Raw genomic sequence first — 25,850 nt, 5'->3', positions numbered from 1 at the left:
CAGCCTGCCGAGCGGCACCCAAGGCGTCCGTCTCGCGCGCCTCGGACCCGATACCCTGTTCACCGAACTCGGCCGCCAGGGCGGCTGGGTCAACATCCAGCTGCCGTCCGGCCAGACCGGATGGGTGAGCGCTCGTTACGTCGGCTGCTGCCGCACGGCCGCGAGCGGCCGCAGCGCGCCGAGCGGATCCGCCTCGTCATCGTGCGAGGAGCTGTGGTCCGAGCGGAACGCGATCTTCAAGGCCGCGGGCTACTGCTTCCGCACCCCACAGGCCATTCGGGCGTTCGGCAATGCCGGGTGCCAGTTCGACGACGAGGCGGACGTGCCGCTGTCGACGCGTCAGCGAGAGCAGGTGGCCCAGATCCGGGCGACGGAGCGTCAACTGGGGTGCGCGCGGTGACAGCTTGGCCCGCCGGCCAAGGCTACATGCGGGACCGCGTGGGATCTGAAAGGGCAATCTGTAGTAACTGGCTCCCGCGCTGAGCCCGATAAGGTGGCCGAGGCCTCCCGGCGCGCGACAGCGATCGCCGACCGCATCCTCGAGCAGAACGCTGCCGGTAGGACGATTCCGCCGGAGCAGCTCCCGATGCTCGTCAGCAGGCTGATCCGGATCCGCGCATCCGCCTACGGGGCCCGGATATTTCCGGCGGTACCGAGCATGGGTGATCCACAAGCAGCCGTGCGTGGCTCGGGCAGCAGGTCTGTCGTCTGCAGGTTTGATCCTATGGGGTGCAGCCCCAGCTTCCGTCCTGGATGAGCCACGGTTGACGGTCGTGCGCCGATCACCGCTCGCCCTAAAACAAACCGGAGGACACCGAATGGCAGTGCCAAGCTTCGATCAGAGCAACATCACGTGGCGCACCCTCGATTGGCTCGATCACATCGCCTTCTTCGTCTACAAGGTCGATGAGGAAAACCGCATCGTCGACGTGCTCTTCAAGTTCGCCGCCAACCAGCGGGTGATGCTGCATCGGCATCACTGCCCCTACGTCACCCTGGTCATCCAGGGCGAGCTGCGGTTCTACCGGCCGAACGGCGCGTTGAAGGAAATCCGCCCGACCGGCAGCTTCGTCTCCGGCCCCGCGCATGGCGAGCCTCACGAGGAGGGTGGCGGCGATCAGGATGCGATCGTCTTCTTCAGCAACCGCAACATCGACGACGCGCTGTACGAGTTCCTCGACGAGAACGGGAAAACGACCCAGGTGCTCGGGATTGCCGACTTCAAGGCGCAGCTTGAGGCGCAGGTCGCGGACGGGAGTGCCGCGAAGGCCGCTGGTCGCCCAGCCTGATTGAACGGAGCCCCGCAGGTTTGAACCTGCGGGGCCGGTGCGTCTGAAATCACATGCGGGCGCGGCGCATGTGATGCCGCCGGTGGTGGGTCATATGCCGCATACCCATCATGCCGCGCTGGCCGCCCATGCGCTTCTGCGACGGACTCTTCACGCTGCCCGGATTGTTCATGTTACTCTGAGCGCTGCCACCGCCCGTCGACATCTGAGCGAAAGCCGACCCGGTGATCGCGAACGTCAGCGCAGCAGCGAGGGCGAGTGTTTTCATCGACATGGCGTTTTCCTCCAGACGGATCGGCTCGATCGGTCCTGGGCTGAACATGACCACGCTCGATATCGTTCAGGCCCTCACCCGAATTGAGGTTACAGATTCCGCTGGCGTCGCAACCGCAGCGCCAGGATCAGCGCGCCGGGCCAGAACACGAAGCTCAGCACGGCGATCGGCCCGATGGGGCGGCCCTTCCACCATACGATCGCGACCGGCAGGAACAGGCCGGCGATCGCGATGGCGAGCAACGCCCAGAACGCAACGTCTGATAGGTCCATGAGCGGTAGATAGGGACATCCGACCGCTGCGCCTCCGTGATACCCGGCGGCACAGTGCCGCCGACATGCCGATCCGGCCCGAGCACCGCTTCTTCTCGCAGATGGTCCACCAGCTTGGTGACGGGCACGACTGGGATGCCGAGGCCGGCCGGTGGCGCGATGGCAGGGGGCGCCGGATCCGGATCAGGTCGGGCAATGACATCCTCGGCCGCGTCCGCCGGACCAGGGTCGTCCTTGCCGCCGCGCATCGGGATCAGAAGACCTCGAACAACGCGGATGCTAACCTCGCGGCTTTTTGCCAACGCTGCCATATGATCGACCGAAGCGTCGGCGGAGGCGCACGCTGTTCCGGCGAGAGGCGATGGGCGACCAGTTCGGTGGGCCCTGCACCTCAACGCGGGTCAGCAGGTTGCTGTTGATCGCGTGACTACGTAGCGCGCCAAGTTCGAAGCTACGGCGTATACGTAGATTGCATTGGCTGCCGCAATTCGCCCCGATTTGAGAACGGTTAATGCCCCGTTAACCACTGCGGATGCTGGTTCTCTTGATCTGAAGGAGCCCGATCCATGATCTCGACCGGTCTGTTGTTCGTGATCAGCGCAGCGCTCACGGCCGCTGCAGCGGGTGCCGTCAGCACCTCGGACGTCCGAAGCCGATAGTCTCAGCCTCCTGCGACGGTGCAGGGTGTGACGGCCCAGCGACAGCTCGGATTTCTTGCCATGCGGCCTCGTCCCGGTCCTCGAACCGGCACAGTTCGGCTGCCACACTGACCGGATCGAACGCCGTCTCCGGTCCTTGCGATGCTCGCTACAGCCCGAACCTTTTTCCTGCACAACCGCGAGGGCGGCGCAGTGCTGGGATCCTCCGCCCTGTTCATGACCGGGGCCATGGGGCTGATCTGGCTGCTCGGCTGACGCGGCATCACCTCGGGTCGACGCTCACGTTGCGGGCGAGGACCCAACCATGGTCGCAGGGCCCGGTATACGCCTGCTCGACGGGCACGAGGATCGTAGTCTGGCAGCCGAGCGACGCCGATCCGTAGACGACGCCCAACCACAATCCGAGCTTTTCGCAGACGACGACCGTGTCGCCGTCATGCAGACGGCCCAGCTCGCGGAACGGCGCTTCACCGGGACCGCTCTGCACCGCCAGGTAACTGTCCGGCTCCGATCCGACCTCGATGATGCGGCCCTTATCAGGACAGGCGTCGTCGCCGATCGCGCCGTGCATCAGGATCGGCACGTTCAAAGGCGCGGTCTCAGCCAAGGCCGCGCCGGGCAGCATGAGCACGAGAAGGGGCGCAAGCCGCGATACGATCGAAGGCATGGGGTGTCGAGCGATTGGATGTCGGGAGGGGCGGCAACTCGACCGCCAGGCTGGGCGAGAGGGCGGACAACGCGGCTGCTCACGGGAAGGATCCGGGCCATGGGCCGGCGCTTGCGATCTCCGGTCCCGCCGCGCTGCACGGCCCTCACGCGACTGCCCGGCCGAGGCTTCGCGGGCTCTCCGCGGGGAACTGGCCCGGAGAGCGCCCGTCATCGCGTGCTTGCCCGCCGCACACCTTGCGGTGTCGCGAACGCCTCGGGTGCGTCGACGGGAAGAGGTGGGCGTGTCGCGGGCGTAGAAGTGCTGTCGCCGTCAGGTCACCGGTGGCCGAGGGCCGTCCATTGCGTCACGACCGATTCGTCGGCCGGCATGTAGGCGTCGACGATGGCGCCTTTCCGGTTCACGACGCAGATCATCGCGGCTTCCCGCACCTCGTACACCATGGGACGGTCGTAGGTGATGCGGAACAGCACAGGAGCGAAGTAGTCGCCCTTCTTGTCGGTCTTGTCCGCGCCCGCCGAGACCGCCTCAACCTGCTTCATGCCGGCCTTGCCGGCCTCGCTCATGACGGTGGCTCGACAGGTCTCCACCGTGCGGTTGCGGCCCGGCACCTCGGGCAGGGGCTGTCCGATCGTCTGCAGAGCGGCGGAGGTGCCCTTCACCAGGCCGGTGCCGGGGACCATCGACAGGATGGTCTGCTCACCGGCCGCGGCCGAGGCAGGTCCGATCGGCGCGATCTGCCAGGGCATCTGCCATGTGGCGGCCGAGCTGTCCGGCGTGGCGGGTGCATCCTGCGCCAGCGCAGGGCCGGCCAGGACGGAGACGAGGGTAGCGCAGCAGATCGAACGTAGGAACATCACGGCTCTCCTTCTTCGCGGGGGTGAACGAGGGGCCGCGGCATCAAGCTAGTCCGTCGGCGCGAGGGCTGGTGGCAGCGTCCAGGGTGCGGACGGCGCGGAAGCGGTTGGTGGGTTCGCCGAGCGCTCAGCCTGCGCCCGATGCATGGAGGCGTGCGCGACCGCGCCGGCATCGATCTGCCCCCGAACCGACCTCGGCGGGCTGATGATGCTCGCCGTCTGCTCCGTGTCGCGGTACGGGACCGGAGCCCGCGAGGCCGCTGTCGCCGGCCTTGGCCGCCTGAGCGACCGCGTGTGTCGCGTCGGTCCGGGGTTGAGGATCGGCGCGACCACCCCCCCTGCGTCGCGGAGCGGCGTGATCGGGCTCGGTCGATCCGCCACCTGCTGGGCGGGATCCGGGTTGAGCGTCGCCACACGTCCGGGCGGGGGCAAAGCGGTGATCGTCGGTGCTGGACGAACGAGGATCTCGGTCGGGGTCTGCGTCTGCGCCGATCGAGGCGGCAGGATCGGCGCAGGGGTCGGGTGCGTCGGAAGGGCTCGCGTCGGCCCCGTCCCGACTCGATCCCGCGACTGTGGCGGCACTTCGGATTCGAGCGTCGCTACCACGGACGGCGGAACCGATGTCCCGCCATCCCGGCGTTCGGTGCGGTCGTTCCAAACGGGCGACTGTTCGTGCGTGAGACGCACCGCGTCGAGGGGGGCGCGGCCGATCAGCGGCAAGCGCGGGTTGGCGCGGGGCGGCAGGAATCCCGGCTGCTCCGCCATGTCCGCCGGGTCCGGATCCAGGAAGGAGCGCGCTCCGTCCGCAGGGGGGGAGGCATCCGGATCGTCTCGGGCCGATAGCGGCCCGGTCAGGTGCGGGACCTCTACCCAGGACGGAAAGATGACGGGAGGTGGAGCTTCGACGGGCACGACAGATGACGTGCTGCCCGTCGTTGGGGACGAGATCCAACCGCTGCCGGAAGCAAGCCATGATGCGCCTGTGGCCAGCAGCGTGAGGGTAGACAGGCAGGACAGCGCGATCGTGGCCCAGGATGACAGGGGATTAGCGCGCCGAGCGACCGCGAGGGGCCGGGCGACGCCGTTGGGCTGCAGGTCGCCCACTGCAATCGGGCCACGCCGTGTCATCCTTTGAGAACTGGTCTGAACCAGAAACAGTTCAAGACAGGGAGGATTTAGAATCTTCGACAGTCGGTCACGTGAAAATCGCGCTCGTTCGCGCTGAAAACTCGGAATCGTCAGATGTTTTGGCGGGAAGCGCTGGGCGATCGTCGACGCCCCCCCCTGCCTCCTGCCTGTTCGCTCTGCCGAGCCGCCGCAGACCGCCGCCGCATAGCTCGGCCCGCGCGACCGCCCGCACGGATTCGAGACCGTGTCGTCCGGTCGAGATCGCCCGTTGCCCCCGCAGAACCGGACCGTGACCCAGGCCGTTGTTGACGATGTTCGATCTGACGACCCTGCTGATCTCGGCAGCCATCTTTATCGGCGTGGGCTGGCTGATCATTCACGCCGGCCGGCAGTACGACGACGCGATCGGGCACACCCTATCGATCTTCGCTCTGGCGTTCGGGCTGCTGGCGATGGCCGGCGTGACGGCAAAGCTGCATGCGCTGCTTGGCGTCGGGCGGATGTCGCATCGGGTCGAGGCCCGGTCGCAGATTGAGCGCGCCGACGCACCACGGTCCTCGCGAAGGGACGGCGGTCGGCAGGATCCGTGAGGTCGCCGTGGTCTGGTGGATCGGATCGGCGATCATCCCACCGCCGCGCGCCCGCGCAAGGCCAGCCAGAGCGCGGCAATCGTGCACGATGCCCTGATCCGTGGAGCTGACAGCGCAGTGCTTGGCCGGCCGGGACCGGAGGGGTATCGGCCCAGCGTGGCCAAGCGCGTGAACCAGTTGCCTCAGGATCGAGGCTCCGTCCTGTCCGATGTCGTCGTCGAGGATGGCAGTCGGGCCTCGAACCGGCGCGTGCCGATGGAAATCCTCAGCGGCTTAGACGGCGATGGTGTCGTGGGTAGCGAGAGACTGAGATTTTAGAAGGCTGGGAGGGATCGAGCTTGATGACGCTTTCAGGATCTCACGTTCCGCCGCGGACGCAGGGGTAGGACGATCAGCGCGGTCGCGAGGCCGATTGCACCACCGATCAGCGTCTCCCAGGCTCGCGCAGCGAGAAGCAGCGTCGAGCGCTCGCCGGTGGCAGCCAGCGTCACCATCAGCGTGAACGCGTAAGCCCCGCAGGCGACGTCGTAGCGTTCGGGAAGCGCCATGGCGTAGATGACCATCGCGAGCGCCGCCACCAGCCAGAGGACGAGGGGCGCATGTGGTGCAACCGGCAGGAGCAGCAGTCCAAGCGGGACACCGACGAGCGTGCCCAGGATTCTGCGTCGGACCCGGTCGAGGGTTCCGGCGGTCGATGCCGCGATGACGTATGTGCACGCCGTGATGGCCCAGGCCGACTGCTCGAGGTGGAACGCGTCGCCCAGCAGGACGATGACCGTCGCTGCGAGCGCCGCCTGCAGCCCCATGCGTAGCTCGCGGGCTTGCTGAGCAGGGCCACCGAGTTCGAGTGGCCCACCGACAGGCGGCGATACCGGCCGTTCGGCAGGGCCGCTGAGCACCCGCGGCACGATGGCGGCGACCGCCGCGACTGTGCCCGCGAGCACCGCCGTCCCGCTGTCGGCGGGGCGCAGGGATGCGCCGTAGGCCAGCAGCTGCCCGATATAGATTTGTGACCCCACGCCGGCCCCGAGCGTCCCGTACCGTTTGAGGTATCCAACCAGGAAGGCGCCCGTGATCAGGATCGCCTCGGGTCCTGGCCAAGTCCGCGGGCCGAGGATCGCAGCCAGGCCGATCATGCTGAGCGCACCCGCCACGGCAGCGGCGCACAGGATCAGGAGATCACGGCTGGACGCACCACGGGTCGCCTGACCTTCGGAGACGCTGGCCCAGAGTGCGAAGCCACCTGCGAGGGAACTCAGCGTGCTGCCATTCCCGGCCTGATGCCGCTCCAGCACCGCACCCAGCAAGGCTGCGATCGCGTAAGCGGTGACCAGCCGCAAACCCTTGATGCGCCGATGTGTGCCGGGATCGACGCGCTCCAGCCATCGTGTGAGGTGGGTAGCGCCAAACATGGATCACGCCGCCAGCAACGCCGTCCACAGGGCCGCCGTGTCCGCAGCCACCGCGCAGATCACCGCGTCGTCGGCCGAATGACGCACCTCGACGACGTGTGGCACGCCCGACGCCAGCCGCACGTCCAATCCGAGGTCGAAGCCGTACCGACCGTTTCCCACACCGGCCGCGGCGAGGTCCGTGCGGTACTCACTCGCCACGGTGACCGCCACCACAACCCCGTCCACCGGCACGTTCAAGCACACTGGGGCGTCGGGTGGCGCGGCATCCCGCGCCCGGCCGGCGATGTGCAGCGCGCCGTCAAGGCGGATCGCACACCGGTCCAGCCATGCTCTCACGGGGCCCAGGTCGGCGGTCTCGCCCGAAGAGACGGCGCGTCGGGTCAGTTGCCCGCGCAGGGCGGCCAGTTTGCGCCTGAGTTCGGCGCGCAGGGCGTAGGGCACGGGCGCGGAGCCCGCGTCGAGGGCCTGGACGTCGTCGAAGGCCGCCCGCACGCCCGGGGTGGGCAGGAAGCCCTCTGCCGGGGTGTTCTCGGCCATGAGCCGATCGTGGCTGTCCAACTCGACGTGCCAGCAGGTGAGATCCGCCACCGCTTCGCCGCGGGTGCCGCCCGTGCCGTTGACGAGATGACCGGCGGCGACGAACAGGCCGTCGACAATTCGGGCGTGGTCGGGGGAGACGCGCAGGTCACGAGCGGGCACGCCATCGGCCAGTGCACCAGCCCTGATGCGCACGGGGCGTTCGGACAGCGGGGCGGTAAGCCCGGGGAAGCGGCGACTGCCGATCCAGCGCACCGGGGGATGAGCACCGGAGGCGGTCACGACCACGTCGCCTATCACCAGATCCTGGATAATGGCCCCACCCCTGTCGCTGAGGATCTGCGCGTTAGTGACATAGCACGGAACTTTTAGTATTGGGGTTATATGCATCTATGATATCCGGCGTTTCGCCTGCGTAAAGATCATATTTGCCATGACAGATATTTAATAGACATTGAAACACTGAATATAGATCTCAAACCAATAATATCTATATATTAAACTAAATGCTTCTCGTTGGCAGCTGCCAACAAGCGCAATTATGATATTTTTGGGGGGAGCATAACCGCAGTGAACTTGACCCAGCAAACTGCTCACCGCTGAGCGCAAGTTTTTCGGGCGTCCTGATCCCTGAAGGAGGGTGGATGCCAAGCCTTGCAAACGCTTCACGAACGAACAGATCGCCTTTGCCCTGCGGCAGGTGGAAAATGGTGCGACAGGAGACGAGGTCTGCCGGACGATGGGCGTGTCCGAGCCGACGTTTTACCGCTGGAAGAAGCAATTCGTCGGCATGGGCGTGCCGGAGAGCGGAAGGGGTAAGGGGGACCTTTGAGACGCGGCGGCACAGGCCTGTTGTTCTCGCGGTTGCATAGGAGGCAAGGTTGGACGCGGCTTACATCTCGGCGATGTTCGGCCTGGGTGGGGCCACCATAGGAGCGTTGGCGTCGTTCATGACGACGTGGATGACGCACCGAAGCCAGTTCCAGGACAAAATCCGCGAGGCGGAACGGGCGAGGCGCATCGAGCTGTTCAACGAGTTCATCGCGGAGGCAGTCCGCCTCTATGGCGATGCACTTGGTCATGAGCGGGACGATGTTGGGGACTTGGTTTTGCTCTACGCACTCTTAGCGAAGATGCAGCTCACTGCCTCGCAGGCCACTGTCGATGCAGCAGAGGCGGTCATAGACCGAGTAATCGACACCTACCTCGGCCCCAACCAGAGCCTGCATGAAATCCGCGAGCTTGCACGAGAGGGCAAGCTCAACTTCCTCACCGAGTTCGGGACGGCTTGCCGTGCCGATCTGCAGGCGTCTCTCAACGAGATCAGGTAGCCGACCTCAAGGCGGTCGACGACGTTGCTCGACCCTGGCCAACGAGCGTGCCGATCAGGCGCAAGGATTCCTGATGCGCAACCGGCCGAATGAAAGAGAAGGCAGTTTGGACGCCGGGGCCTGGAGTCGAGCCGTACAGGCCGGCCGCCCTCGATTTCGACGGACGATACACTCCTGATCCAGCGACGTCGCCCGCGGGCAGTGACGATCTCTGCGTCGAGGCGGAACACCGCCCCGGTCGCCAGCGCGCGCCTCCGAATTAACGACAGCAGGCGGAATGAGGCTGGCTCGTAGAATTCGAGGACCCGTGCTCAGGGCAGGCGTGCACCACGCGGGATGTCGAATAGGTCGTAGACGCCGCCCGTCCATTCGAGGGCTTCGTCGCGCAGACGGCACTCCCACAGACCCGCCGCCGCTCGCGCCAGCGCGTGCTCGCGGTGCGCCAGACGGGCGCGCCGATGCTGAAGTATGTCATTCATTGGGGGGCAACGCGATCGTGCGCGCAGGCGATGTGTGTGCAACACCGAACTCGATCAATCTCTAAGCATAGCGGGTTCGGTCAGGACGGCGCGCCGAGAGCCGCCCGCCATCCGCCCGCGTCATCGTCCCCTCGCGGTTCGGCACCACGTCCTTGAACACGTTGTCGGACCAGCTTCGCCGGGGCGCTTCTCACGCGTGAGCGGATGCCCCTGCCGCCGGTGAGATCGTCGACCTCCCCCGCCGGCCCATGACCGGATCGGGCGGCGGGGCCGAACTGACAGGAGGTTAGATCGGAAACCCAGTCGCCTCGCACCTCGTAAAGACGAGGTGTTTCAATGAGCACTGGTTTCCGATGTCGAACCTCGCCGCCCAATCCAGCCGCGTCAGCGTGGTGCCCTGCCCTATCCACAAGCGGTGCTTCCGATGGATCGTTGCCTCCACCGACGGCAGACATTCAGAGCGATCGACCTATGCCTACGCAACCGTCTCTGGGGCGCGGGCGGCCGGGGAAATCCGGCAGCGTGAGATCAATAAGAAAAGCCGATTTTGACCGGCAAAATCCCGGTGGTCTGGGAGATTGCACCCGGTGGTAGGCGGCGTGGTGCCTACGTCATCCGCCGCAAGCAAGGAAACCGATTAGAACCAGGCTGGCGTAGTGAACGAGTAGTCGAGCTTGACGCCAAACTGAAACTGATTGGGGCTGCCGAACGGGCGTCGAACCAACGGACTGTCGCCTGAAGCGCCCAAGATGCGATTATAGCCTGCAAATGCAGTGTAGGCCCAAGTTTCGTTCTGTGTATAGGTCACGGCACCGAGCAGGCCGGCTGAATAAAAGCTTCGCGGATCATAGGGGGTGACCCGACCGTTTAGGGCGGCTTCAGCCGGTGACACGCCGAAATATTTTCTGGCAAAGCTCGCATCGCCGATATTGAAGCGTGGGCCAATGGAGAACAGGAACTTTTCCGTCGGGATTAGATAGTCGGCGGCCACCGAGCCGACCGTGCCATGATGCCCGTAGATGCCCTGCCGAGCCTCGACGCGGGTGCGGATGAAGGAGACAGGGTAGAACTCGGCGAACACGCCGGGCTCGACGGCGAAGCGCGCGTCCCGGAGCCCGAACAGGTGACGCCGGTCATCGCCGTAGTAGCGGCCGGGCACGATGCGAGCGGTCGGGCCGATGCGAAACACCGGATCATCATAGAGGGACAGACTGAAGCCGTCGTCCGGAGCCGAGAAGCGGCGCGGTTCCCCGAGACGGCGAATGTCGATGGAGGGATAGCCGACAGGCGTGTACGCGCTGGCGCCAGGATAACGGGGTACGACCTGTAGCGAGCCGCTGACCGTCACCACCCAAGTGCTTGGATCAACTTGAGTAAAAGTCGGCACGGGCCGCGGCAGGACCGCGCTGAGATCCGCGGCATGCGGCGCCGTCGTGCCGGATGCGGCGAGGAGTGCACCTGCGCTGAGAAGGGCGCAGAACCGCAGGGTACGGTGAGGCGATGATGTCATGGCCACGCTTTATGGCGCCTTTTCATCCCGCCCGCATACGCATGACGCGCAACTCTCGCCCAAACGGATCGCAATAGGACTGGCCGTGATGATTCAGCAACGTTCCGCTCGGGGCGGATCCCTGACACTGGTTCCGAGCCGACCAATCAAGGCTGGGCTTTGGAACGCTATCCAAGCCCGCTCAATGTGATGGCGCCGGCTTTTATCCGCCGCGCACCGACCGGGCTATCCAGCCGGCGGCGGCTCAATCCAGATGAACAGGACTGTCGCAGCCACCAGGAGGACTCCGAATATGAAGGCCACATGGAAATCTCGGCGGTCTTGAGACGCCTTTCCGAGGCCAGACACGATCAGTTTTCCAGCCGTGACAACGCTAGCGCACCCAGAGCATACAATCGTTGCGAAGAGGATCCACCCGATAAGAGTCTGAGGCATGATCCGTTCTAATACAATCAACCGGGAAGCGTCCATTGCACCAGCCGAGCGGGCATATCATCATGGTTCGCCCGGCATGTTTGGCGGCCTGATACTTCCAAGCAGTCCTGCGTGGGCAGAGCCGTGGCGGGCGTGGTGAGGCCGACAGCCGCGAGGGAGCGTAGAACAGCGGATAGGATGGGGCGGATCATGGCGGGGCGTCTTCAGCGCGCTGCGTGGTGGCATCGCCCGGTGAAGTTATCGTGGGGGCAAGGCGCGGGAAAGGCGCTCGGCCTCGCGCTTCCCGTTATCGCGGCCTCGTCGTCGGGGCTCGGCTGCAGGCGATGCGGGATGCGGTCGGAGCGCCCGCGGGCCAAGTCCATGAGCCGACGATCTGCGACCCTCAGACCGTATCCGCTCAGGAGGCGATCACGCTGGTGCTGCGTTACCTCGAAGCCCGCTCCGAGATCTGGCCGCTACCGGTTGCGGTCGTGATCACCCGGGCGCTGGGCGAGGAGTGGCCGTGCAAACCGCGAGAAGCGAACCGATGGGTTCCGATCTGACCGTCTATTACGATGGCGGCTGCCCGCTCTGCCGAGCCGAGATCGGTCACTACCAGCGATGCGACGGGGCCGAGCAGATCGCCTTCGTCGATGTCGGGCGCGACGCGCCGGCAGTTGGCCTGGGGCCGGACCTCGACCGAGACGCCGCGCTGCGGCGCTTCCACGTGCGCGGCGCGGACGGTCGCCTCGTGTCGGGCGCGGCGGCCTTCGTGCGGCTGTGGCACATCCTGCCGAACTGGCGCTGGCTCGGCCGCCTCGTCGAGTTGCGCATCTTCGGGATGCAGCCCGTGCTGCCGCTGGCGGAAGCGGCCTACTGCCTATTCCTGCCGCTGAGGCCGCGGCTGGCCCGGCTGATCGCACGGGCGTCGTGAGGAATTCCTGCCGTCTCCGGCACTCCTTCGCCGGGGCGCCGATCGGGTTCCTTATCGACGTGATCGTCGGCAACCTGACGAAGTGATAGCCGTCTCGGAACCACCACCCCTGCCGCGCGTAGGCCGGGCATCTCCGAGACGTCTTAGCCCCGTCGGCAGCTGCCGAGCGGGGTATCTTTTGGCGACTATACAGTTTGTCCATACGAGGCGCTGAGCCATCGTTTGTGCACTCTTGCACTGTCTGGTGCGCTGGCTCATTGCCGGCCACGATAGCGGGGCACCGGCGACTGAGTGAGACGCGCGCTCCCGCCTTGCGACAGCTGGGAGCGGCCCATGCCTCGCTACCACGTCAACGTCTATGACGGCGTCACCCTGCTCGAGAAGAAGGGTGTCGAGCTGCCGGATACGACGTTCGCGCGCCGAGAAGCTATCCGGTATGCGGGCGTGCTTCTGGAGGAGGGCGCAAGGTTAGAGGGCTTTGGCCAGGAATGGCGAATGGAAGTCGCGGCTGGTCGTCGGAACGCTCTCTTCACCATCTGCGACGGATGAATGGGCCGTATGCGGGCTGCGCTCGTTCAGGGCGCATGGGCACATCCGCACAGACGCTGGAAAATCGCTTGGCGTCTAGCGCCGATGCGGTGGCCGGGCTGCCGGTTTCCGTCTTCGTGGAACGCTGGCGCCTCATCACCGGCGAGCCGCCGGCAATCCTGCTCAGCTCATACACTCTGATGCTCGCGCTGTTAGTCGAGAGCACGCCCGCGGCACCGTTCGACCCGCGGGGCTCGACCTGGGACAGCCGGCACGGAATCACCGACACAGCCTGGTAACCGCCGAGCCGTATCCCGGATCACGAGCCGCGATGCGTATCGGCTCGACGCTGGTGAGATCGGACGCTCCCCCTCCCCGTGACCGGATCGAGGTAGGGCCGAGACCAAGTCCTGGACGCGGGAAGAGCAAAGTCCCAGACCCCACATCTTCACGAAATGTGCGCTCGCGCACTAAGTCGCTCGCTGATCAGGGTGTCTTGTCTGCCAAGCTGAAACTGTTCGATCGCCGGCAACTTAATGATGGACCAGCTCCGCTCAACGCGGATCACGGGTCCCGTCGAGTACTCGTTATGGGCTTAGATATCATCGTCGCGACGGCACTTCTCGCCGGGTTGGTCGAGTTCGCTTGCCTATGCCAAGAAGCGCCGGTTGCGCCTGAGGAATAAGGCGTCGCCATCAGGCGGCACGAGGTGATCCCGATCCCACGACGCGGCCACGACGAGGTTGGATGTCAGCCCGTTCGCGGTCGTGGTGATACGCCCGCCGACGTCCTGAGACGGCTGGGAACAGGTGCCCGGCTGCAACCGGGCGCCGTAAGTGCCCGACGGTACTCTCCTTCTCGATCACGATCGACAACACGTCACCGCTAATTCGCGCTGTCCGCGATCATCGGTTGAGCCGAGGCCTGGCATTGAGGGCTGGGGCGGTGGGCGGGCGGTTGTTTTTTTCCGCCCCGATGCTGCGCGGCGCCGGGACCGGAGGGAGGCGTAGGCCATCAAAGCCACGTCGTGCCGACCCTGGAAACCGACGCTCGGCACGAAGTGACCGGCGGCAGTTTGGATCAGAACTTCACGCGAGCGTCGGCGATGAAGGTGCGTCCTGGGAACGGATGATAGAGGAAGTACTTCTCGTCGGCGATGTTGTCGACACCGAAGCTGATCGCGACGCGATCGTCGATCTTGTACTGCAAGCGCGTGTCGACCACGAAGAAGCTGTCGAACGCACCGAACACGTGCGAGACGACGTCGGTGTTGTCGAGCGTCGTGTACTGCTTGCCGCTGTAGCGCGCCGCCACCGTCCAGGACCAGTTCGGGTCGATGTGGTAGGTCGCCACCAGTGTTGCTCGCCAGTCGGGCACGTAGGGGACATGCTTGCCCCGCGCCGTCGTCCCCGTCGTGCTGGCGAAGGCCGTGTCTTTCAAGATGCGCGAGTCGACGTAGGTGACGCTTCCGGTCAGATCGAGCCGGTCGATCAGGAACCCGGTGCGGCCGGCCTCGACCTCGACGCCGCGATTGCGGATCGCATCGACGTTGGTGGTGAAGGTCGTGGGCACCGTGCCGGTGACGAAGTTCGTCTGCGCGATCAGCGCGTCGTCGGTGTTCTCCTGGAAGAATGACACTCGCACCCGGTTGGTTTCCCACTGATGCTCGACCGCCAGCTCGCCGCTGTAGTCGTGCTCGGGCCGCAGGTTCGGGTTCGGGTTGGTGAAGATCGGCCCGGTCTGCACGAGCTGGTAGAGCTCGGTCACGGTCGGGAACCGGTAGGACTCGCCGAAGGACGCCTTCACGGCCCAGCCCGGCTCGGGTACCCAGGCCAGCGTGGCCTTCGGCGAGACGTGCGTCGCCGACAGGTTCGGCTGCCGGATCTGGGTCGTCGAGGTGACCGCGCCGGTGGCGTTGTTGGCGGTCGTGGTCAGATTGAAGCCGTCGGTGGCCTGCCAGCGCTCCAGGCGCGCACCGGTGGTCAGCGTCCAGGCGGGCGCGAAGTGCCAGGCGTCCTGCACCCACAGGGCGCCGGTCTCGGTCGTCCCGCGGCTATTCGTGTACTCCGTCGGCAACTGGTTCGACCGATCGAGCCAGTTCGCCGTCCCGTAGGTCGGGTTGTCGAGGCGGTACTGGTCGCCGTGGGCGCCGAAGCTGATCTCGTGCGGGCCCTCGATCCCGAACGGCCGCCAGATGCCGCGCAGGTCGACGTTGGTCCAGTTGGTGCCGTCGTAGCGCAGCACCTTGCCGAACGGGGTGAAGCCGTAGCCCGGCGTGACCCCGTACGGGTTCCGCTGCGCGTCGGTGAGGAAGTAGTAGTTCGAGGCCACGATCTCCCAGTCGAAGTCCCCGTGCGTGTCGGTCTTGAGCGACAGGGCGTTGGCCATGTGCTGCTCGTCGAGCGTGTAGCGGTTCTGCGCGAAGGTGGAGACGTTGCCGAAGGTCGGAACACCCGTCGGTGTGACCAGGTAGCTCTGCACGGCGGCGTTGGTCGTGTTCGACCAGAAGCCGAAGGTGTAGGTCGCCGTCAGCCACGGGGTGATGTCGAGGGCGAGCTTGAGCTTGGCGTTGGCCTGCTCGGAATGCAGCAGGCCGCCCGCGCCGACGACGTTGGCGACTTGGCCCGTCTTGTTGAGGGCCGGGATCGTGCCGAGCGTGCCAGCCGGGGCGCTGCCGTTGGTCACGAAGGTCAGCGGCTGGGTGAAGGTGTTGAGATAGTCCGCACTCAGGAACCACGAGAAGTCCTCGATCCGGTCGCCGAAGGTGGCGCTGGTCTTGTTGGTCTCGTAGCTGCGGTCGGTGCGGTAGTACTGGGATGTCTGCAGCGCCCCGGTCTGCTTCAGGGTCGCCTCGAAGTGGTCCGGCATCCGGGTGGTGATCTGCAGGACGCCGCCGATCGAGTTGCCCGGGAAGGCGGCCGCGAACGGCCCGTAGAGGAAGTCGACGCGCTTGATCTCCTCGGGCGCGACGATGCCCCAGCGCGGCGCGCCGATGGTGTTGTTGTTGGCGATCAGCGCCGAGATCAGGACGTCATCGGCGTAGACGAGGGTCCGGGCGCTGGAGTTTACGCCCCAGGTGCGGGTCTCGATCACCGGCTGGGTGTCGCCCGCGTTGCGCTTCCGGACGAACAGGCTGGGGAAATACTTGATGGCGTCCTCGGTATCGACGACGTTGACCGTCTCGTCGATCTGCTCGCGGGTGACGCTTGCGCTGGTCTGAGGCAGCTGGAACCGGCGCACGATAGGCGGAGCGCCCGGGTCGGAGGGCACGATGCCGGTCGAGACCGGCGTCTGGATCGCGGCGGGCGGCGGGGTCGGCAGCGCGCTCGCTTGCCCGGTCACCGAGAGTTCTTCGAGGGTGACGGCGTTCTCCTCGGCCGCATCGGCGTTCGTGCATGCGGGCAATACGAGCAGGCCGGCAGCCAGCGCCAGAGCGCTGCCGCGGAGGTGGTGAGTGGACATGACAAAACCCTATCGGCTGATCGGCGGGCGGGGCGCGATCAGGCGATGGGTGGACCTCGGGCGCTCTGGGCGTTGGTCGGCGGTCCGGTCTTGTCGACGTCAGCTTCGGGGCGCCAAACGACGCGGAAGGCCTTCGGAAGCGGCCAAAGGACTGGAAAGGCGTGGACGGGTGGCGGCGCGATGGTCCCGACGTGCATGGCCATGCAGCACGCGTGGCATTGCGCGTCCGCCTGGTCATGCGCGGGCGTGCCCGAGCCGTGCTCGGCGCACAGGACCCCGCCGGTTGGATCAGGAGAAAGGACAGGGGCTGAGAAGGCCAGGAAGGCTTGGAGCAGCAACGCGTAGAGCGCGACCACTCCCATGATCGCGCGGCTCCGGACCCGTTGAGGCGGCCGCCTAAGCATCTCGGGGTGGTAGAGGGCAGGGCCTCGAACCGTCAATCAGCCCGCGAAGTGCGCAGGTTGGACAATCCGAGAATTCCCGCCCGACTGTTCTGAAAGCCACACCAATTGGCTGGCCCGACCCCTTACGCGCGTCCCTGCTCAGGAGGCGATTGGGTAAGCCTCTGCCACTAGAGCCGTTCCAGATCGCGTTGCGACGGGGAACGGCTCTAAGTCTTTGATGTAACGCGCTCGCTTACGCCGAACCGGTATCCACTTCGGCGGCGAGCGCTCTAAAGGGTCCACAATCGACGTCCGCGTGTACGATCTTGCGAACTGCTAGCGGGCCGTCTCAAAACCACCCTCCGCGGACTTCGTCGCGGCCAAGCTGATTGGGTTCAGGCTCCTGGTTCTCAGGGTCCGGTGAATCGCGCACCTCGAGCGGGAAGGCCCTGGCCTTTAACCCTTCCGGTGCTCGCGGAACGCCGCCGTGATCGCCCGGAGCGCGTCCTTGCTGCGCGGGTCGGTCAGGGACGAGTGCAGCACGAGAGCGAGCGCGGGGATCGGCGGGAGCCTCAGCCCGTCGCCGACATCGACCACGTCGGCCGGGGCGAGCCGGAGCGCGGGACGGCCTTCGGCTGGTGGGGGATCGTGTTCGGCTTCGGTCTGGGCTTCGGCCCGCTGGTCGGCAGCGTCATCGTGGCGGCCCTGAGCTGGGAATGGGTTTTTCTGGTCCATGTCCTTCTGGCGCTGGTCGCCCTGGGGCTGGCACGGGCCGGCGTCGTCGAATCCCGCGATCCGCACGCCCGGCGCATCGACGGCCCCGGGATCGCGACGCTGTCGCTGGCGGTGTTCAGCCTGGTCTACCTGATCACCCGGGGGCAGCCGCTGCGCCTGGACGATCCGGCGAGCCTGCTGGCGCTCGCCGGCGCCGTTAGCCTCGTGACCTTCGTCGTCGTAGAGACCCGGGCGGAGCGGCCGATGTTCGACTTCGCGGCCTTCCGGAACCGCCGGTTCTCGGGTGCCCTGCTCGGATCGAGCGCCATGAACTTCAGCTTCTGGCCGTTCGTGATCTACCTGCCGATCTATGTCCAAGCGGTGCTGGGCTACGATAGCGTGACCGCGGGCCTCGTGCTCCTGGCCTATACGCTGCCGACCCTGGTGGTGCCGCCGCTCGCGGAGCGGCTGCTCCTGCGCTACGGCCCGGGGCTGGTCATCCCGCTGGGCCTATTCACCCTCGGCGCCGGCTTCCTGCTGATGCGGCTGGCCGCCACCGGCGCGCAAACGGGCTGGCCGACGCTGCTGCCCGGCTGCATCCTGGCCGGCACCGGGCTCGGCCTCACCAACACGCCGGTCACCAACACCGCCACGGGTGCCCTGCCCCCGGAGCGCGCCGGGATGGCCTCGGGCATGGACATGAGCGCGCGGATGATTGCGCTGGCCGTCAACATCGCCCTGATGGGCTTCCTCCTGCTTCAGGGCGTCCGGTCCGGCCTCGGCCCGCTGGCGCAGGGGACGGCGCTCGATGCCCTCGCGGAGGCGGTCGCCGCCGGCAATCTCGCGGCGGCCGGGGCCGCGGACCTCACCGAAGCGGTCGCCCGGCAGGCGCTGGTCCGGGGCTTCGGTGGGGTGATGCTCTATGGCGGGCTCTGCGCCTGGGCCTTCGCAGGCGCGAGCCGGCTCGTGCTCGGCCGCAACCGGCGGTGAACCGCCGCCGAAGGGGCCTGTCCGCATCGGGGACAGCTGCGCTATGGGGGCCGGGCCGCCGCGACGGGGCGGCCCCGCGAGAGACGGCGTGATGGCGTACTGGCTGTTCAAATCCGAGCCCGCGACCTGGTCGTGGGCGCAGCAGGTCGAGGCCGGCGCGACCGGGACGCACTGGAACGGCGTGCGCAACCACCTCGCCAAGAAGCACCTGATGGCGATGCAGGTCGGCGAGCAGGGCTTCTTCTACCACTCGAACGAGGGCAAGGCGGTGGTCGGCATCGTCGAAGTGATCCGGCCCTACTACCCCGACCACACCGACGCGACCGGCCGCTTCGGCATGGTCGACGTGAAGGCCGTCGAGCCCCTGCCCCGGCCGGTGACGCTCGACGCGATCAAGGCCGATCCGGCGCTCGCCGCCATGGTGCTGGTCAACAATTCGCGCCTGTCGGTGCAGCCGGTCACCGAGGCCGAGTGGAACCGCATCCGCGCCCTGGCCGAGACCCCGTAAGGTCCCGGTTTCAAAAGGTCGTCGACCTTTCGCGGGTCCAGGGCGGAGCCCTGGTGTCGGACTTCGCCCGATGATCAGGGGCTCCGCGCCCCCGAACCCCCGACAAAGGGCTTGCCCTTTGGGAACCCCTTTTCCTCAGGCGGCGCGGTTGAAGGCGTTGCGGGCCGGCACGAAGGCGTCGGCGCCGACATCGACCGGGGGCAGCGTGTCCATCACCCGGGAGGCCGGTAGGGTCACGATCACCTCGGTGCCCTCGCGGGGCCGCGACGACAGCTGGAACTGGCCGCCGTGGAGCTCCACCAGCCCCTTCACGATCGGCAGGCCCAGCCCCGAGCCCTGCTCGGCGGTCTTGATCGCCAGGGAGCCGCGGCCGAACGAGGACATCACCGTGCCGAGCTCGTCCTCGGGGATGCCGGGGCCGCTGTCCTTCACCGAGACGTACTGGCCGCCCGAGGCGGTCCAGCCGACTTTCAGCCAGATCTCGCCGCCGGGCGGCGTGAACTTCACGGCGTTCGACAGCAGGTTGAGCACGATCTGGCGCAGCGCCCGCTCGTCGGCCCAGAGTCGCGGCAGCGAGGCGTCGACCAGGTCGTGGAAGGTCTGGTTCTTCGCCTTGGCGCGCAGGCCCATCATGTGGCGGCACTCCTCAACGATATGGGCGAGCTGCACCGCCTCCTCGTTGAGCTCGTAGCGGCCGGCCTCGATGCGCGACAGGTCGAGGATCTCGTTGATCAGGTTGAGGAGATGCATCCCGCTGTCGTGGATGTCGTTCGAGTATTCCCGGTAGGACGGCGCCGTGTGGATGCCGAACACCTCGTTCTTCATCACCTCCGAGAAGCCCAGGATGGCGTTGAGCGGCGTGCGCAGCTCGTGGCTCATGGTGGCGAGGAAGCGCGACTTGGCGAGGTTCGCCTCCTCGGCCCGGCGCCGCGCCTCGTCGGAATTGGCCTTGGCCTGCTCCAGCTCGCCGAACACCGCGTCCTTCTCGGCCCGCGAGCGCAGGGCGCCCACCGTCGAGGCGTAGAGGCGGCGGGCCAGCCCCAGGAAGAACAGCTGCGCGCCGGCGGCCATCAGCACCAGCAGCAGCGCCTCCATGCCCTTGGAGCAGGCGGCGAGCGACGCGGTGGCGAGGACCAGCGGCACCAAAGCGGCCACCGCCGCCACCGGCACGGTCGCGGCCAGCATGGTCGAGACCGCGGCCGCGATGACGAGGCCGAACAGCGCGAAGGTCCAGCCGCCGGTGGTGCCGAGCCCGATCATCGCCGACCACGACAGGCTCTGCAGGACCTCGCCGATCAGGAAGCGGCGGCGCCAGCGGGCGAGCGGGATCGTCGCCGCGTCGGCGCGCAGGAAGCCGCGGCTCAGCGTGGTGTTGAGCGTGATCATCAGGATCGCGCCGAGCGCCCAGAGCGCGGCCACGACCGGGGCGATCCAGAAGGTCGCCGCCGTCGCGAGGGCGACCGCGAACAGCACCAGCGGGATGCCGGCGCCGGCCCGGTACCGGGCGTAATGGCGCAGCAGCTCGTGGTCGAAGGCCCGCTCGAGGCCGGTCTGCGAGGTCAGCTTCTCGCGCGCCGAGCGGATCTCGCGGGCGACGCCGAGGCGCCGCGCCGCCTCCTCCGTCGAGGGGCCGCGACCGCGCTGCACCATCTCGACGGTGAGATCGGACATGGGACTCTTGAAACTCGGCTCGAACGCGGCGCGGGCCAGCTGGGAAGGGCGGTGATGGCGCCAGGATGGGGCGGATGTCTTAAGAAGCGGCTGCCGGCATCGGTCGGATCTTACGGATCGGCGTTCGCGGCCGGGTGGTGCGTCTTCCGGGGCGATGTGCGGCGTCACACATCGTTGGCGGGACTGCGACGACTACTGTAAACGACACGCGTGGCGGGCCGAGTGCCGCGATCCGGTGCGCGCCGGATTCCGCGTGTCGACCGAGGGCCGCCGACCATGCCGAAGCTCACCGTCAACGGCGTCACCCACACGGTCGACGCCGACCCGGACATGCCGCTGCTCTGGGTGCTGCGGGACCGCCTCGACGCCACCGGCACCAAGTACGGCTGCGGCATCGCCCAATGCGGCGCCTGCACGGTCCATCTCGACGGTCAGCCGGTGCGGTCCTGCCAGACCAAGGTCGGCGATGTCGGCACCGCGCAGGTGACGACCATCGAGGGCGTCTCGGGCCGGGTGGCCGAGGCCGTCCAGGCCGCCTGGCGCAAGCTTGACGTCGTGCAGTGCGGCTACTGCCAGTCCGGGCAGATCATGTCGGCGATCGGGCTCCTGTCCGGCAATGCGAAGCCCAGCGACTCCGACATCGACGGCGCCATGGACGGCAACATCTGCCGCTGCGGCACCTACCAGCGCATCCGCGCCGCGATCCACGAGGCCGCGCGCACCCTCGCCTGAAACCGAACACCCCTCCCCGCGGTCCTGACCGGAGCATCGCCGCCATGCTGAACGCCCGTCGACCGAACGCAGCCCCCGTCCGACCCAGCCGCCGCGGCCTCCTGGCCGGCGCCGGCGCCATCGTGGTCGCCTTCCGGCTGGACGCGAAGCCCGCCCGGGCCGCCGCCGGCCCGGACCTCGCGAGCGTCAAGGCCCAGCCCAACGCCTTCGTGCGGATCGCCCCGGACGACACCGTCACGGTGATCATCAAGCACCTCGACATGGGCCAGGGGAACACCACCGGGCTGGCCACGATCCTGGCCGACGAGCTCGGCGCCGCCTGGAGCCAAGTCCGCACCGAGTTCGCGCCGGCCGACGCGACGCTCTACAACAACAGCCTGATGGGCCCGATCCAGGGCACCGGCGGCTCCACCGCGGTCGCCAATTCCTGGTTCCAGCTGCGCAAGGCCGGGGCCGCCGCCCGCGAGATGCTGATGGCCGAGGCGGCCTTCCGCTGGAAGGTCCCGGTCTCGGAGATCACCGTCGCGGACGGCGTGGTGCGCCACGCCGCCTCGGGCCGGCAGGCCCGGTTCGGCGAGCTCGCCGCCTCGGCCGCCTCCCTGCCGGTCCCGTCCGAGCCGCGGCTCAAGGACCCGAGCGAATGGACACTGATCGGCCAGAAGGTGCCGCGCCTCGATTCCGTGGCCAAGACCAACGGCTCGGCGACCTACTCCCTCGATATCCGCCGCCCGAACCAGGTCACCGCCGTCGTCGCCCGCGCCCCGCGCTTCGGCGCCACCGTGAAGAGTTTTGACGCCGCCGCGGCCCGGACGGTCGCGGGCGTGCTCGACGTGGTCCAGGTCCCCACCGGCGTGGCGGTGATCGCCCGCGACACCTGGGCGGCCATGAAGGGGCGCGAGGCGCTCACAATTACCTGGGACGACAGCACCGCCGAGACCCGCTCGTCCGAGGCGATCCTGGCCGAGTACCGGGAGCGGGCCAAGGGCCGCGGCCTCACCGCCTCGGAGCGCGGCGATCCGCAGGCCGCGCTCGAGGGCGCCGCCAAGGTGATCGAGGCCGAGTTCACCTTCCCGTACCTCGCCCACGCCGCGATGGAGCCGCTCAACGCCACGATCGAGCGGGCGCCCGACGGCGGCTACGACGTCTATGCCGGCTTCCAGTTCCAGACCGTGGAGCAGGCGACCATGGCGGCGATCCTCGGGGTGACGCCCGACCGGGTTCGGCTCCACAGCAACTGGGCCGGCGGCTCCTTCGGGCGCCGGGCGACGCCCACCGCCGACTACCTCGCGGAAGCCGCCACGGTGCTGAAGGCCGCTGGCGAGAAGGCGCCTATTCACCTCGTCTGGACCCGCGAAGACGACATGGCCGGCGGCTATTACCGTCCGACCGTGCTGCACAAGGTCCGGGCCGGCATCGACGCCAAGGGCGCGGTGGTCGGCTGGGACCACGTCATGGTCGGCAAATCGATCATGATCGGCTCGCCTTTCGAGGCGATGATCGTCAAGAACGGCATCGACTCGACCACCGTGGAGGGCGCTTCCGACACGCCCTACGCGCTGCCGGCCTACCGCTTCGGCGTCCATAACGGCCGCGAGGGCGTGCCGGTCCTGTGGTGGCGCTCGGTCGGCCACACCCACACGGCGCACGTGATGGAGGTGATGATCGACGAGCTGGCGCACGCGGCCGACGTCGATCCGGTGGCCTACCGGCTGTCGCTGCTGACCCAGGCGCCGCGGCTCGCCGCGGTGCTGAAGCTCGCCGCCGACAAGGCCGGCTGGGCGGCCAAGGCGCAGAACAAGCCGCAGGAGAAGGGCCGCGGCCTCGGGGTGGCGGTCCACGAATCCTTCGGCTCCTACGTCGCCATGGTGGCCGACGTCACCGCGCAGGAGGCCGGGATCCGGGTGAACCGGATCGTGGCGGCGGTGGATGTCGGCGTTCCGGTCAACCCGGACGTGATCCGGGCGCAGGTCGAGGGCGCGGTCGGCTTCGCCCTGTCGGCGGTGCTGCGCAACCGCATCACCCTGAAGGACGGCCAGGTGCAGGAGCACAATTTCGACGCCTACGAGCCGACCCGGATGAGCGAGATGCCGAAGGTCGAGGTGCATATCGTGCCGAGCCAGGCGGCGCCCACCGGCATCGGCGAGCCGGGCGTCCCCGTGCTGGCGCCGGCCATCGCCAACGCGGTGTTCTCCGCCACCGGTCAGCGCCTGCGCGCTCTGCCCCTCGACCTCACCGGCGTGAAGGGCGCGTGACGAATCGCACGCCGCGCCTGTCCGCGCCGGCGTAGGACGGAGGGGCCTTCCCCCCAAGGCAAGAGACCCGACTGACGACGGCGCGGCGCGATACCGCGCCGTTTTTTTTGGTTTCCGCGCGGCGGCTCGCCATCTCGGGATCGATGCCCGCACTCGTCCCGTTCGAAGACACCGCCGCCCGCCTGCGCGCCTGCCGCCTGTGCCGGGACAGCCCGCTCTACGGGCCGCCCCTGCCCCAGGAGCCGCGGCCGATCGTTCAGGGCAGCACCGGTGCGCGCCTGTGCGTGGCGAGCCAGGCCCCCGGCACCCGGGCCCACCGCACCGGCTTGCCCTTCACCGACCCGTCCGGCGTGCGGCTGCGGAGCTGGCTCGGCCTCGACGAGGCGCGGTTCTACGACCCGGCGCAGGTCGCGATCGTGCCGATGGGCTCCTGCTTCCCCGGCCTCGACCCCAAGGGCGGCGACCGGCCGCCCCGCCGGGAATGCGCCGAGCGCTGGCGGGCGGAGCTGTTCGCCGGGCTGCCGGACCTCGATCTCATCCTGGTGATCGGCCAATACGCACAGGCCTGGCATCTGGGCCGGATGGAGGACGGCCTGACCGGCACCGTGCGGCGCTGGCGCGCGATCCTGGCCGAGCCCCGCCGCCCCCGCGTCCTGCCCCTGCCCCACCCGTCCTGGCGCAACAACGGCTGGCTCAAGCGCGAGCCCTGGTTCGAGGCGGAGCTGCTGCCGGTGCTGAAGGCGGAGGTGGCGCGGGTGCTGGGTGGGTGAGCGGGCTCTGAACTGGCTCGACGGAGCCGCCATCCGGGCGCTACAAATATCTGGTGCGGATGGTCTGGGACGAGCCGAAGCGACAGAGGAACCTCAGGCCTCCGCCCGAGGGGCACGGCCTGGATTTCGCCGACGCACAGGTCCGCTTCGAATGGGAGACCGCCCTGGTCAGCGAGACCTATGCGAGCAAGACTGGCGGGCGCCGCTTCAAGGCCGTCGGTTTCCTGGACTCGCAACTCGTGACCCTCACGTTCGCAGTGCTCGGAACGGAGGCGGTTGCGGCGATCAGCCTGCGCCCTGCGAGCCGGAAGGAGCGGATGGCCTATGACGACGCGTGACACGACCAGGCGGAGGGCGCCTCCGCTCAGCGATGCCGAGGAGGCGCTCCTCCAGGCGTCCATCGTCAACAATCCCGATTCGGCGGAACTGACCGACGCCGAACTGGCGCACCTGCGCCCGGCTCGCGACGTGCTTCCGCCCGCCGTCTACGCCGCCCTGACCCGGAGAAGTCCCTCGCAGGATGAGACCGGCGGGCGGGTGCAGCTCACCCTGAACGTCGATCCCGACGTGCTCGCCGCCTACCAGGCAGGCGGTCCCGGCTGGCAGGCGCGCATGAACGAGGCCCTGGCCGAGGGGCTCGCGCGCGGCAAGCGGCGGCCCAAGGCGGCCAAAAGCGCGGCTGACACGTCCCAGCCCCCGGATTGACAGCCCTCGCCGCGGCGTGATCCGTGCCGCCAGCCCGAAGGACGCCCCGATGACCGTGAGTGCCGACCCCCGCGACCGCCTGATCGTGGCCCTCGATCTCCCGAGCGTGCCCGAGGCCGAGGCGCTGATCGACCGGATCGGCGAGGCCGCAACCTTCTACAAGATCGGCTACCGGCTGGGCTATGCCGGCGGCCTGGCGCTCGCCGAACGGCTGGCGGCGCGCGGCCTCAAAGTGTTCCTCGACCTGAAACTCCACGACATCGGCAACACCGTCGAAGAGGGCGTGCGCTCGGCCTCGGGCTCAGGCGCCACTTTCCTCACCGTACACGCCTATCCGCAGACCATGCGGGCGGCCGTGCGCGGGCGGGGCGCGGGCCTGAAGATCCTCGCCGTGACGGTGCTGACCTCCTACGACGATGCCGACGCCGCGGAGGCCGGATACGCCCTGCCGGTGGCGGAGCTGGTCGCCCAGCGCGCCGCCCAGGCCGCGGAGATCGGCATCGATGGGGTCGTCTGCTCGGCGGCCGAGGCGACTGCGGTCCGGCGCATCGTCGGGCCCGACCGGTTGATCGTCACCCCGGGCATTCGCCCGGCGGGCGCCGAGGCCGGCGACCAGAAGCGGGTGATGACCCCCGGTGACGCCCGCAGAGCCGGCATTGACCATGTCGTGGTCGGGCGCCCGATCACCGGCGCCGCCGACCCGCGCGCGGTCGCCCGGGCGATCGTCGCCGAACTCGCCTGAATCCCGGCATTGCCTTCGGCCAACCGGAATCCATTTC

The 25,850-nt window shown here is 67.9% G+C and carries 26 protein-coding genes and 3 pseudogenes; 19 read left to right on the top strand and 10 right to left on the bottom strand.

Annotated features, from left to right (window positions below; genetic code table 11):
• Nucleotides 1–4: 4 nt before the first annotated feature.
• The 3 genes and pseudogenes from MKL11_RS33365 to MKL11_RS03880 all read left to right on the top strand — a co-directional run.
• Nucleotides 5–85: pseudogene (locus MKL11_RS33365) on the top strand (hypothetical protein); the annotation flags it as partial.
• A 39-nt stretch (nt 86–124) separates the two neighbouring features.
• The gene (locus MKL11_RS03885) at nt 125–400 is read left to right on the top strand and encodes a YARHG domain-containing protein (protein ID WP_243940463.1); all 276 of its coding nucleotides are present in this window, start codon (nt 125–127) and stop codon (nt 398–400) included.
• Nucleotides 401–773: 373 nt separating this feature from the next.
• On the top strand, nt 774–1,289 hold the full coding sequence (locus tag MKL11_RS03880; RefSeq protein ID WP_409565807.1) for a regulator: 516 nt from the start codon (nt 774–776) through the stop codon (nt 1,287–1,289).
• 49 nt (nt 1,290–1,338) lie between these two features.
• Here MKL11_RS03880 and MKL11_RS03875 read toward each other — a convergent pair whose 3' ends face one another.
• Nucleotides 1,339–1,617, bottom strand: a complete 279-nt coding sequence (locus tag MKL11_RS03875; protein ID WP_409565806.1) for a hypothetical protein — start codon at nt 1,615–1,617, stop codon at nt 1,339–1,341.
• 35 nt (nt 1,618–1,652) lie between these two features.
• Nucleotides 1,653–1,805, bottom strand: a complete 153-nt coding sequence (locus tag MKL11_RS03870; RefSeq protein WP_243940454.1) for a hypothetical protein — start codon at nt 1,803–1,805, stop codon at nt 1,653–1,655.
• 95 nt (nt 1,806–1,900) lie between these two features.
• Here MKL11_RS03870 and MKL11_RS03865 point away from each other — a divergent pair.
• Nucleotides 1,901–2,262 (top strand): annotated as a pseudogene (locus tag MKL11_RS03865) (hypothetical protein).
• A gap of 494 nt (nt 2,263–2,756) precedes the next feature.
• Here MKL11_RS03865 and MKL11_RS03860 read toward each other — a convergent pair.
• Together MKL11_RS03860 and MKL11_RS03855 are read right to left on the bottom strand one after the other, a co-directional pair.
• Complete coding sequence (locus MKL11_RS03860) at nt 2,757–3,125, bottom strand: integron (protein ID WP_243940452.1); 369 nt, start codon at nt 3,123–3,125, stop codon at nt 2,757–2,759.
• A gap of 353 nt (nt 3,126–3,478) precedes the next feature.
• On the bottom strand, nt 3,479–4,018 hold the full coding sequence (locus MKL11_RS03855; RefSeq protein ID WP_243940450.1) for a hypothetical protein: 540 nt from the start codon (nt 4,016–4,018) through the stop codon (nt 3,479–3,481).
• A gap of 1,439 nt (nt 4,019–5,457) precedes the next feature.
• Between MKL11_RS03855 and MKL11_RS03850 the strand changes: the two genes are divergently transcribed.
• Nucleotides 5,458–5,736, top strand: a complete 279-nt coding sequence (locus MKL11_RS03850; protein ID WP_243940449.1) for a hypothetical protein — start codon at nt 5,458–5,460, stop codon at nt 5,734–5,736.
• Nucleotides 5,737–6,086: 350 nt separating this feature from the next.
• Here the strand turns inward: MKL11_RS03850 and MKL11_RS03845 are convergent, their stop codons facing one another.
• Both MKL11_RS03845 and MKL11_RS03840 read right to left on the bottom strand, forming a co-directional pair.
• Nucleotides 6,087–7,148: an FUSC family protein gene (locus MKL11_RS03845; RefSeq protein WP_243940447.1), complete on the bottom strand. Its 1,062-nt coding sequence runs from the start codon at nt 7,146–7,148 to the stop codon at nt 6,087–6,089.
• Nucleotides 7,149–7,151: 3 nt separating this feature from the next.
• Complete coding sequence (locus tag MKL11_RS03840; protein ID WP_243940445.1) at nt 7,152–8,078, bottom strand: Hint domain-containing protein; 927 nt, start codon at nt 8,076–8,078, stop codon at nt 7,152–7,154.
• Nucleotides 8,079–8,328: 250 nt separating this feature from the next.
• Between MKL11_RS03840 and MKL11_RS03835 the strand changes: the two are divergent.
• Nucleotides 8,329–8,508 (top strand): annotated as a pseudogene (locus MKL11_RS03835) (transposase); the annotation flags it as partial.
• Between the two features lie 61 nt (nt 8,509–8,569).
• Entirely contained in the window at nt 8,570–9,019 is a 450-nt protein-coding gene (locus MKL11_RS03830; protein WP_243940443.1) for a hypothetical protein, read from the top strand.
• Nucleotides 9,020–10,135: 1,116 nt separating this feature from the next.
• Here the strand turns inward: MKL11_RS03830 and MKL11_RS03825 are convergent.
• On the bottom strand, nt 10,136–11,008 hold the full coding sequence (locus MKL11_RS03825; RefSeq protein WP_279600237.1) for a MipA/OmpV family protein: 873 nt from the start codon (nt 11,006–11,008) through the stop codon (nt 10,136–10,138).
• 650 nt (nt 11,009–11,658) lie between these two features.
• On the opposite strand from MKL11_RS03825, the gene MKL11_RS33520 reads away from it, so the two are divergent.
• From MKL11_RS33520 to MKL11_RS03810, 4 genes are all read left to right on the top strand, one after another.
• Nucleotides 11,659–11,985, top strand: a complete 327-nt coding sequence (locus tag MKL11_RS33520) for a Rap1a/Tai family immunity protein (protein ID WP_409565805.1) — start codon at nt 11,659–11,661, stop codon at nt 11,983–11,985.
• Nucleotides 11,970–12,356, top strand: a complete 387-nt coding sequence (locus tag MKL11_RS03820; protein ID WP_243940439.1) for a thiol-disulfide oxidoreductase DCC family protein — start codon at nt 11,970–11,972, stop codon at nt 12,354–12,356. The genes MKL11_RS33520 and MKL11_RS03820 overlap by 16 nt, the downstream gene beginning before the upstream one ends.
• Nucleotides 12,357–12,689: 333 nt before the next feature.
• On the top strand, nt 12,690–12,905 hold the full coding sequence (locus MKL11_RS03815; RefSeq protein WP_243940437.1) for a DUF6894 family protein: 216 nt from the start codon (nt 12,690–12,692) through the stop codon (nt 12,903–12,905).
• 68 nt (nt 12,906–12,973) lie between these two features.
• Nucleotides 12,974–13,183 (top strand): hypothetical protein, encoded by a 210-nt coding sequence (locus tag MKL11_RS03810; protein ID WP_243940435.1) that lies wholly within the window; start codon nt 12,974–12,976, stop codon nt 13,181–13,183.
• A gap of 781 nt (nt 13,184–13,964) precedes the next feature.
• Here the strand turns inward: MKL11_RS03810 and MKL11_RS03805 are convergent.
• Complete coding sequence (locus MKL11_RS03805) at nt 13,965–16,346, bottom strand: TonB-dependent receptor (protein WP_243940433.1); 2,382 nt, start codon at nt 16,344–16,346, stop codon at nt 13,965–13,967.
• A gap of 38 nt (nt 16,347–16,384) precedes the next feature.
• Nucleotides 16,385–16,708: a hypothetical protein gene (locus tag MKL11_RS03800; RefSeq protein WP_243940431.1), complete on the bottom strand. Its 324-nt coding sequence runs from the start codon at nt 16,706–16,708 to the stop codon at nt 16,385–16,387.
• A gap of 555 nt (nt 16,709–17,263) precedes the next feature.
• Here MKL11_RS03800 and MKL11_RS03795 point away from each other — a divergent pair.
• A complete protein-coding gene (locus MKL11_RS03795; protein WP_243940429.1) occupies nt 17,264–18,433 on the top strand; it encodes an MFS transporter in 1,170 nt (389 codons plus the stop codon).
• A 91-nt stretch (nt 18,434–18,524) separates the two neighbouring features.
• A complete protein-coding gene (locus MKL11_RS03790) occupies nt 18,525–18,941 on the top strand; it encodes an EVE domain-containing protein (protein WP_243940460.1) in 417 nt (138 codons plus the stop codon).
• Between the two features lie 135 nt (nt 18,942–19,076).
• Here the strand turns inward: MKL11_RS03790 and MKL11_RS03785 are convergent, their stop codons facing one another.
• Nucleotides 19,077–20,612, bottom strand: coding sequence for a sensor histidine kinase (locus tag MKL11_RS03785; RefSeq protein ID WP_243940427.1), 1,536 nt, complete (start codon nt 20,610–20,612; stop codon nt 19,077–19,079).
• A 276-nt stretch (nt 20,613–20,888) separates the two neighbouring features.
• Between MKL11_RS03785 and MKL11_RS03780 the strand changes: the two genes are divergently transcribed.
• The 6 genes from MKL11_RS03780 to pyrF all read left to right on the top strand — a co-directional run bounded on the left by MKL11_RS03780 (nt 20,889) and on the right by pyrF (nt 25,813).
• Nucleotides 20,889–21,344: a (2Fe-2S)-binding protein gene (locus MKL11_RS03780; RefSeq protein ID WP_243940424.1), complete on the top strand. Its 456-nt coding sequence runs from the start codon at nt 20,889–20,891 to the stop codon at nt 21,342–21,344.
• 44 nt (nt 21,345–21,388) lie between these two features.
• Nucleotides 21,389–23,596, top strand: a complete 2,208-nt coding sequence (locus tag MKL11_RS03775; RefSeq protein WP_243940422.1) for a xanthine dehydrogenase family protein molybdopterin-binding subunit — start codon at nt 21,389–21,391, stop codon at nt 23,594–23,596.
• Nucleotides 23,597–23,739: 143 nt separating this feature from the next.
• Nucleotides 23,740–24,366 carry a uracil-DNA glycosylase family protein gene (locus tag MKL11_RS03770; protein WP_243940420.1) on the top strand — a complete coding sequence of 209 codons (627 nt, stop codon included), beginning with the start codon at nt 23,740–23,742 and terminating at the stop codon, nt 24,364–24,366.
• A 59-nt stretch (nt 24,367–24,425) separates the two neighbouring features.
• On the top strand, nt 24,426–24,704 hold the full coding sequence (locus MKL11_RS03765; protein ID WP_243940459.1) for a BrnT family toxin: 279 nt from the start codon (nt 24,426–24,428) through the stop codon (nt 24,702–24,704).
• Nucleotides 24,691–25,071 (top strand): BrnA antitoxin family protein, encoded by a 381-nt coding sequence (locus MKL11_RS03760; RefSeq protein ID WP_243940418.1) that lies wholly within the window; start codon nt 24,691–24,693, stop codon nt 25,069–25,071. Before MKL11_RS03765 ends, MKL11_RS03760 begins: the two co-directional genes overlap by 14 nt.
• A 49-nt stretch (nt 25,072–25,120) precedes the next feature.
• Nucleotides 25,121–25,813 carry an orotidine-5'-phosphate decarboxylase gene (gene pyrF, locus MKL11_RS03755; RefSeq protein WP_243940416.1) on the top strand — a complete coding sequence of 231 codons (693 nt, stop codon included), beginning with the start codon at nt 25,121–25,123 and terminating at the stop codon, nt 25,811–25,813.
• Nucleotides 25,814–25,850 lie beyond the last annotated feature (37 nt).

The organism is Methylobacterium sp. J-077, from assembly GCF_022829365.1.
Lineage (GTDB): Bacteria > Pseudomonadota > Alphaproteobacteria > Rhizobiales > Beijerinckiaceae > Methylobacterium.
This window is presented reverse-complemented; position numbering and strand designations above follow the sequence as displayed.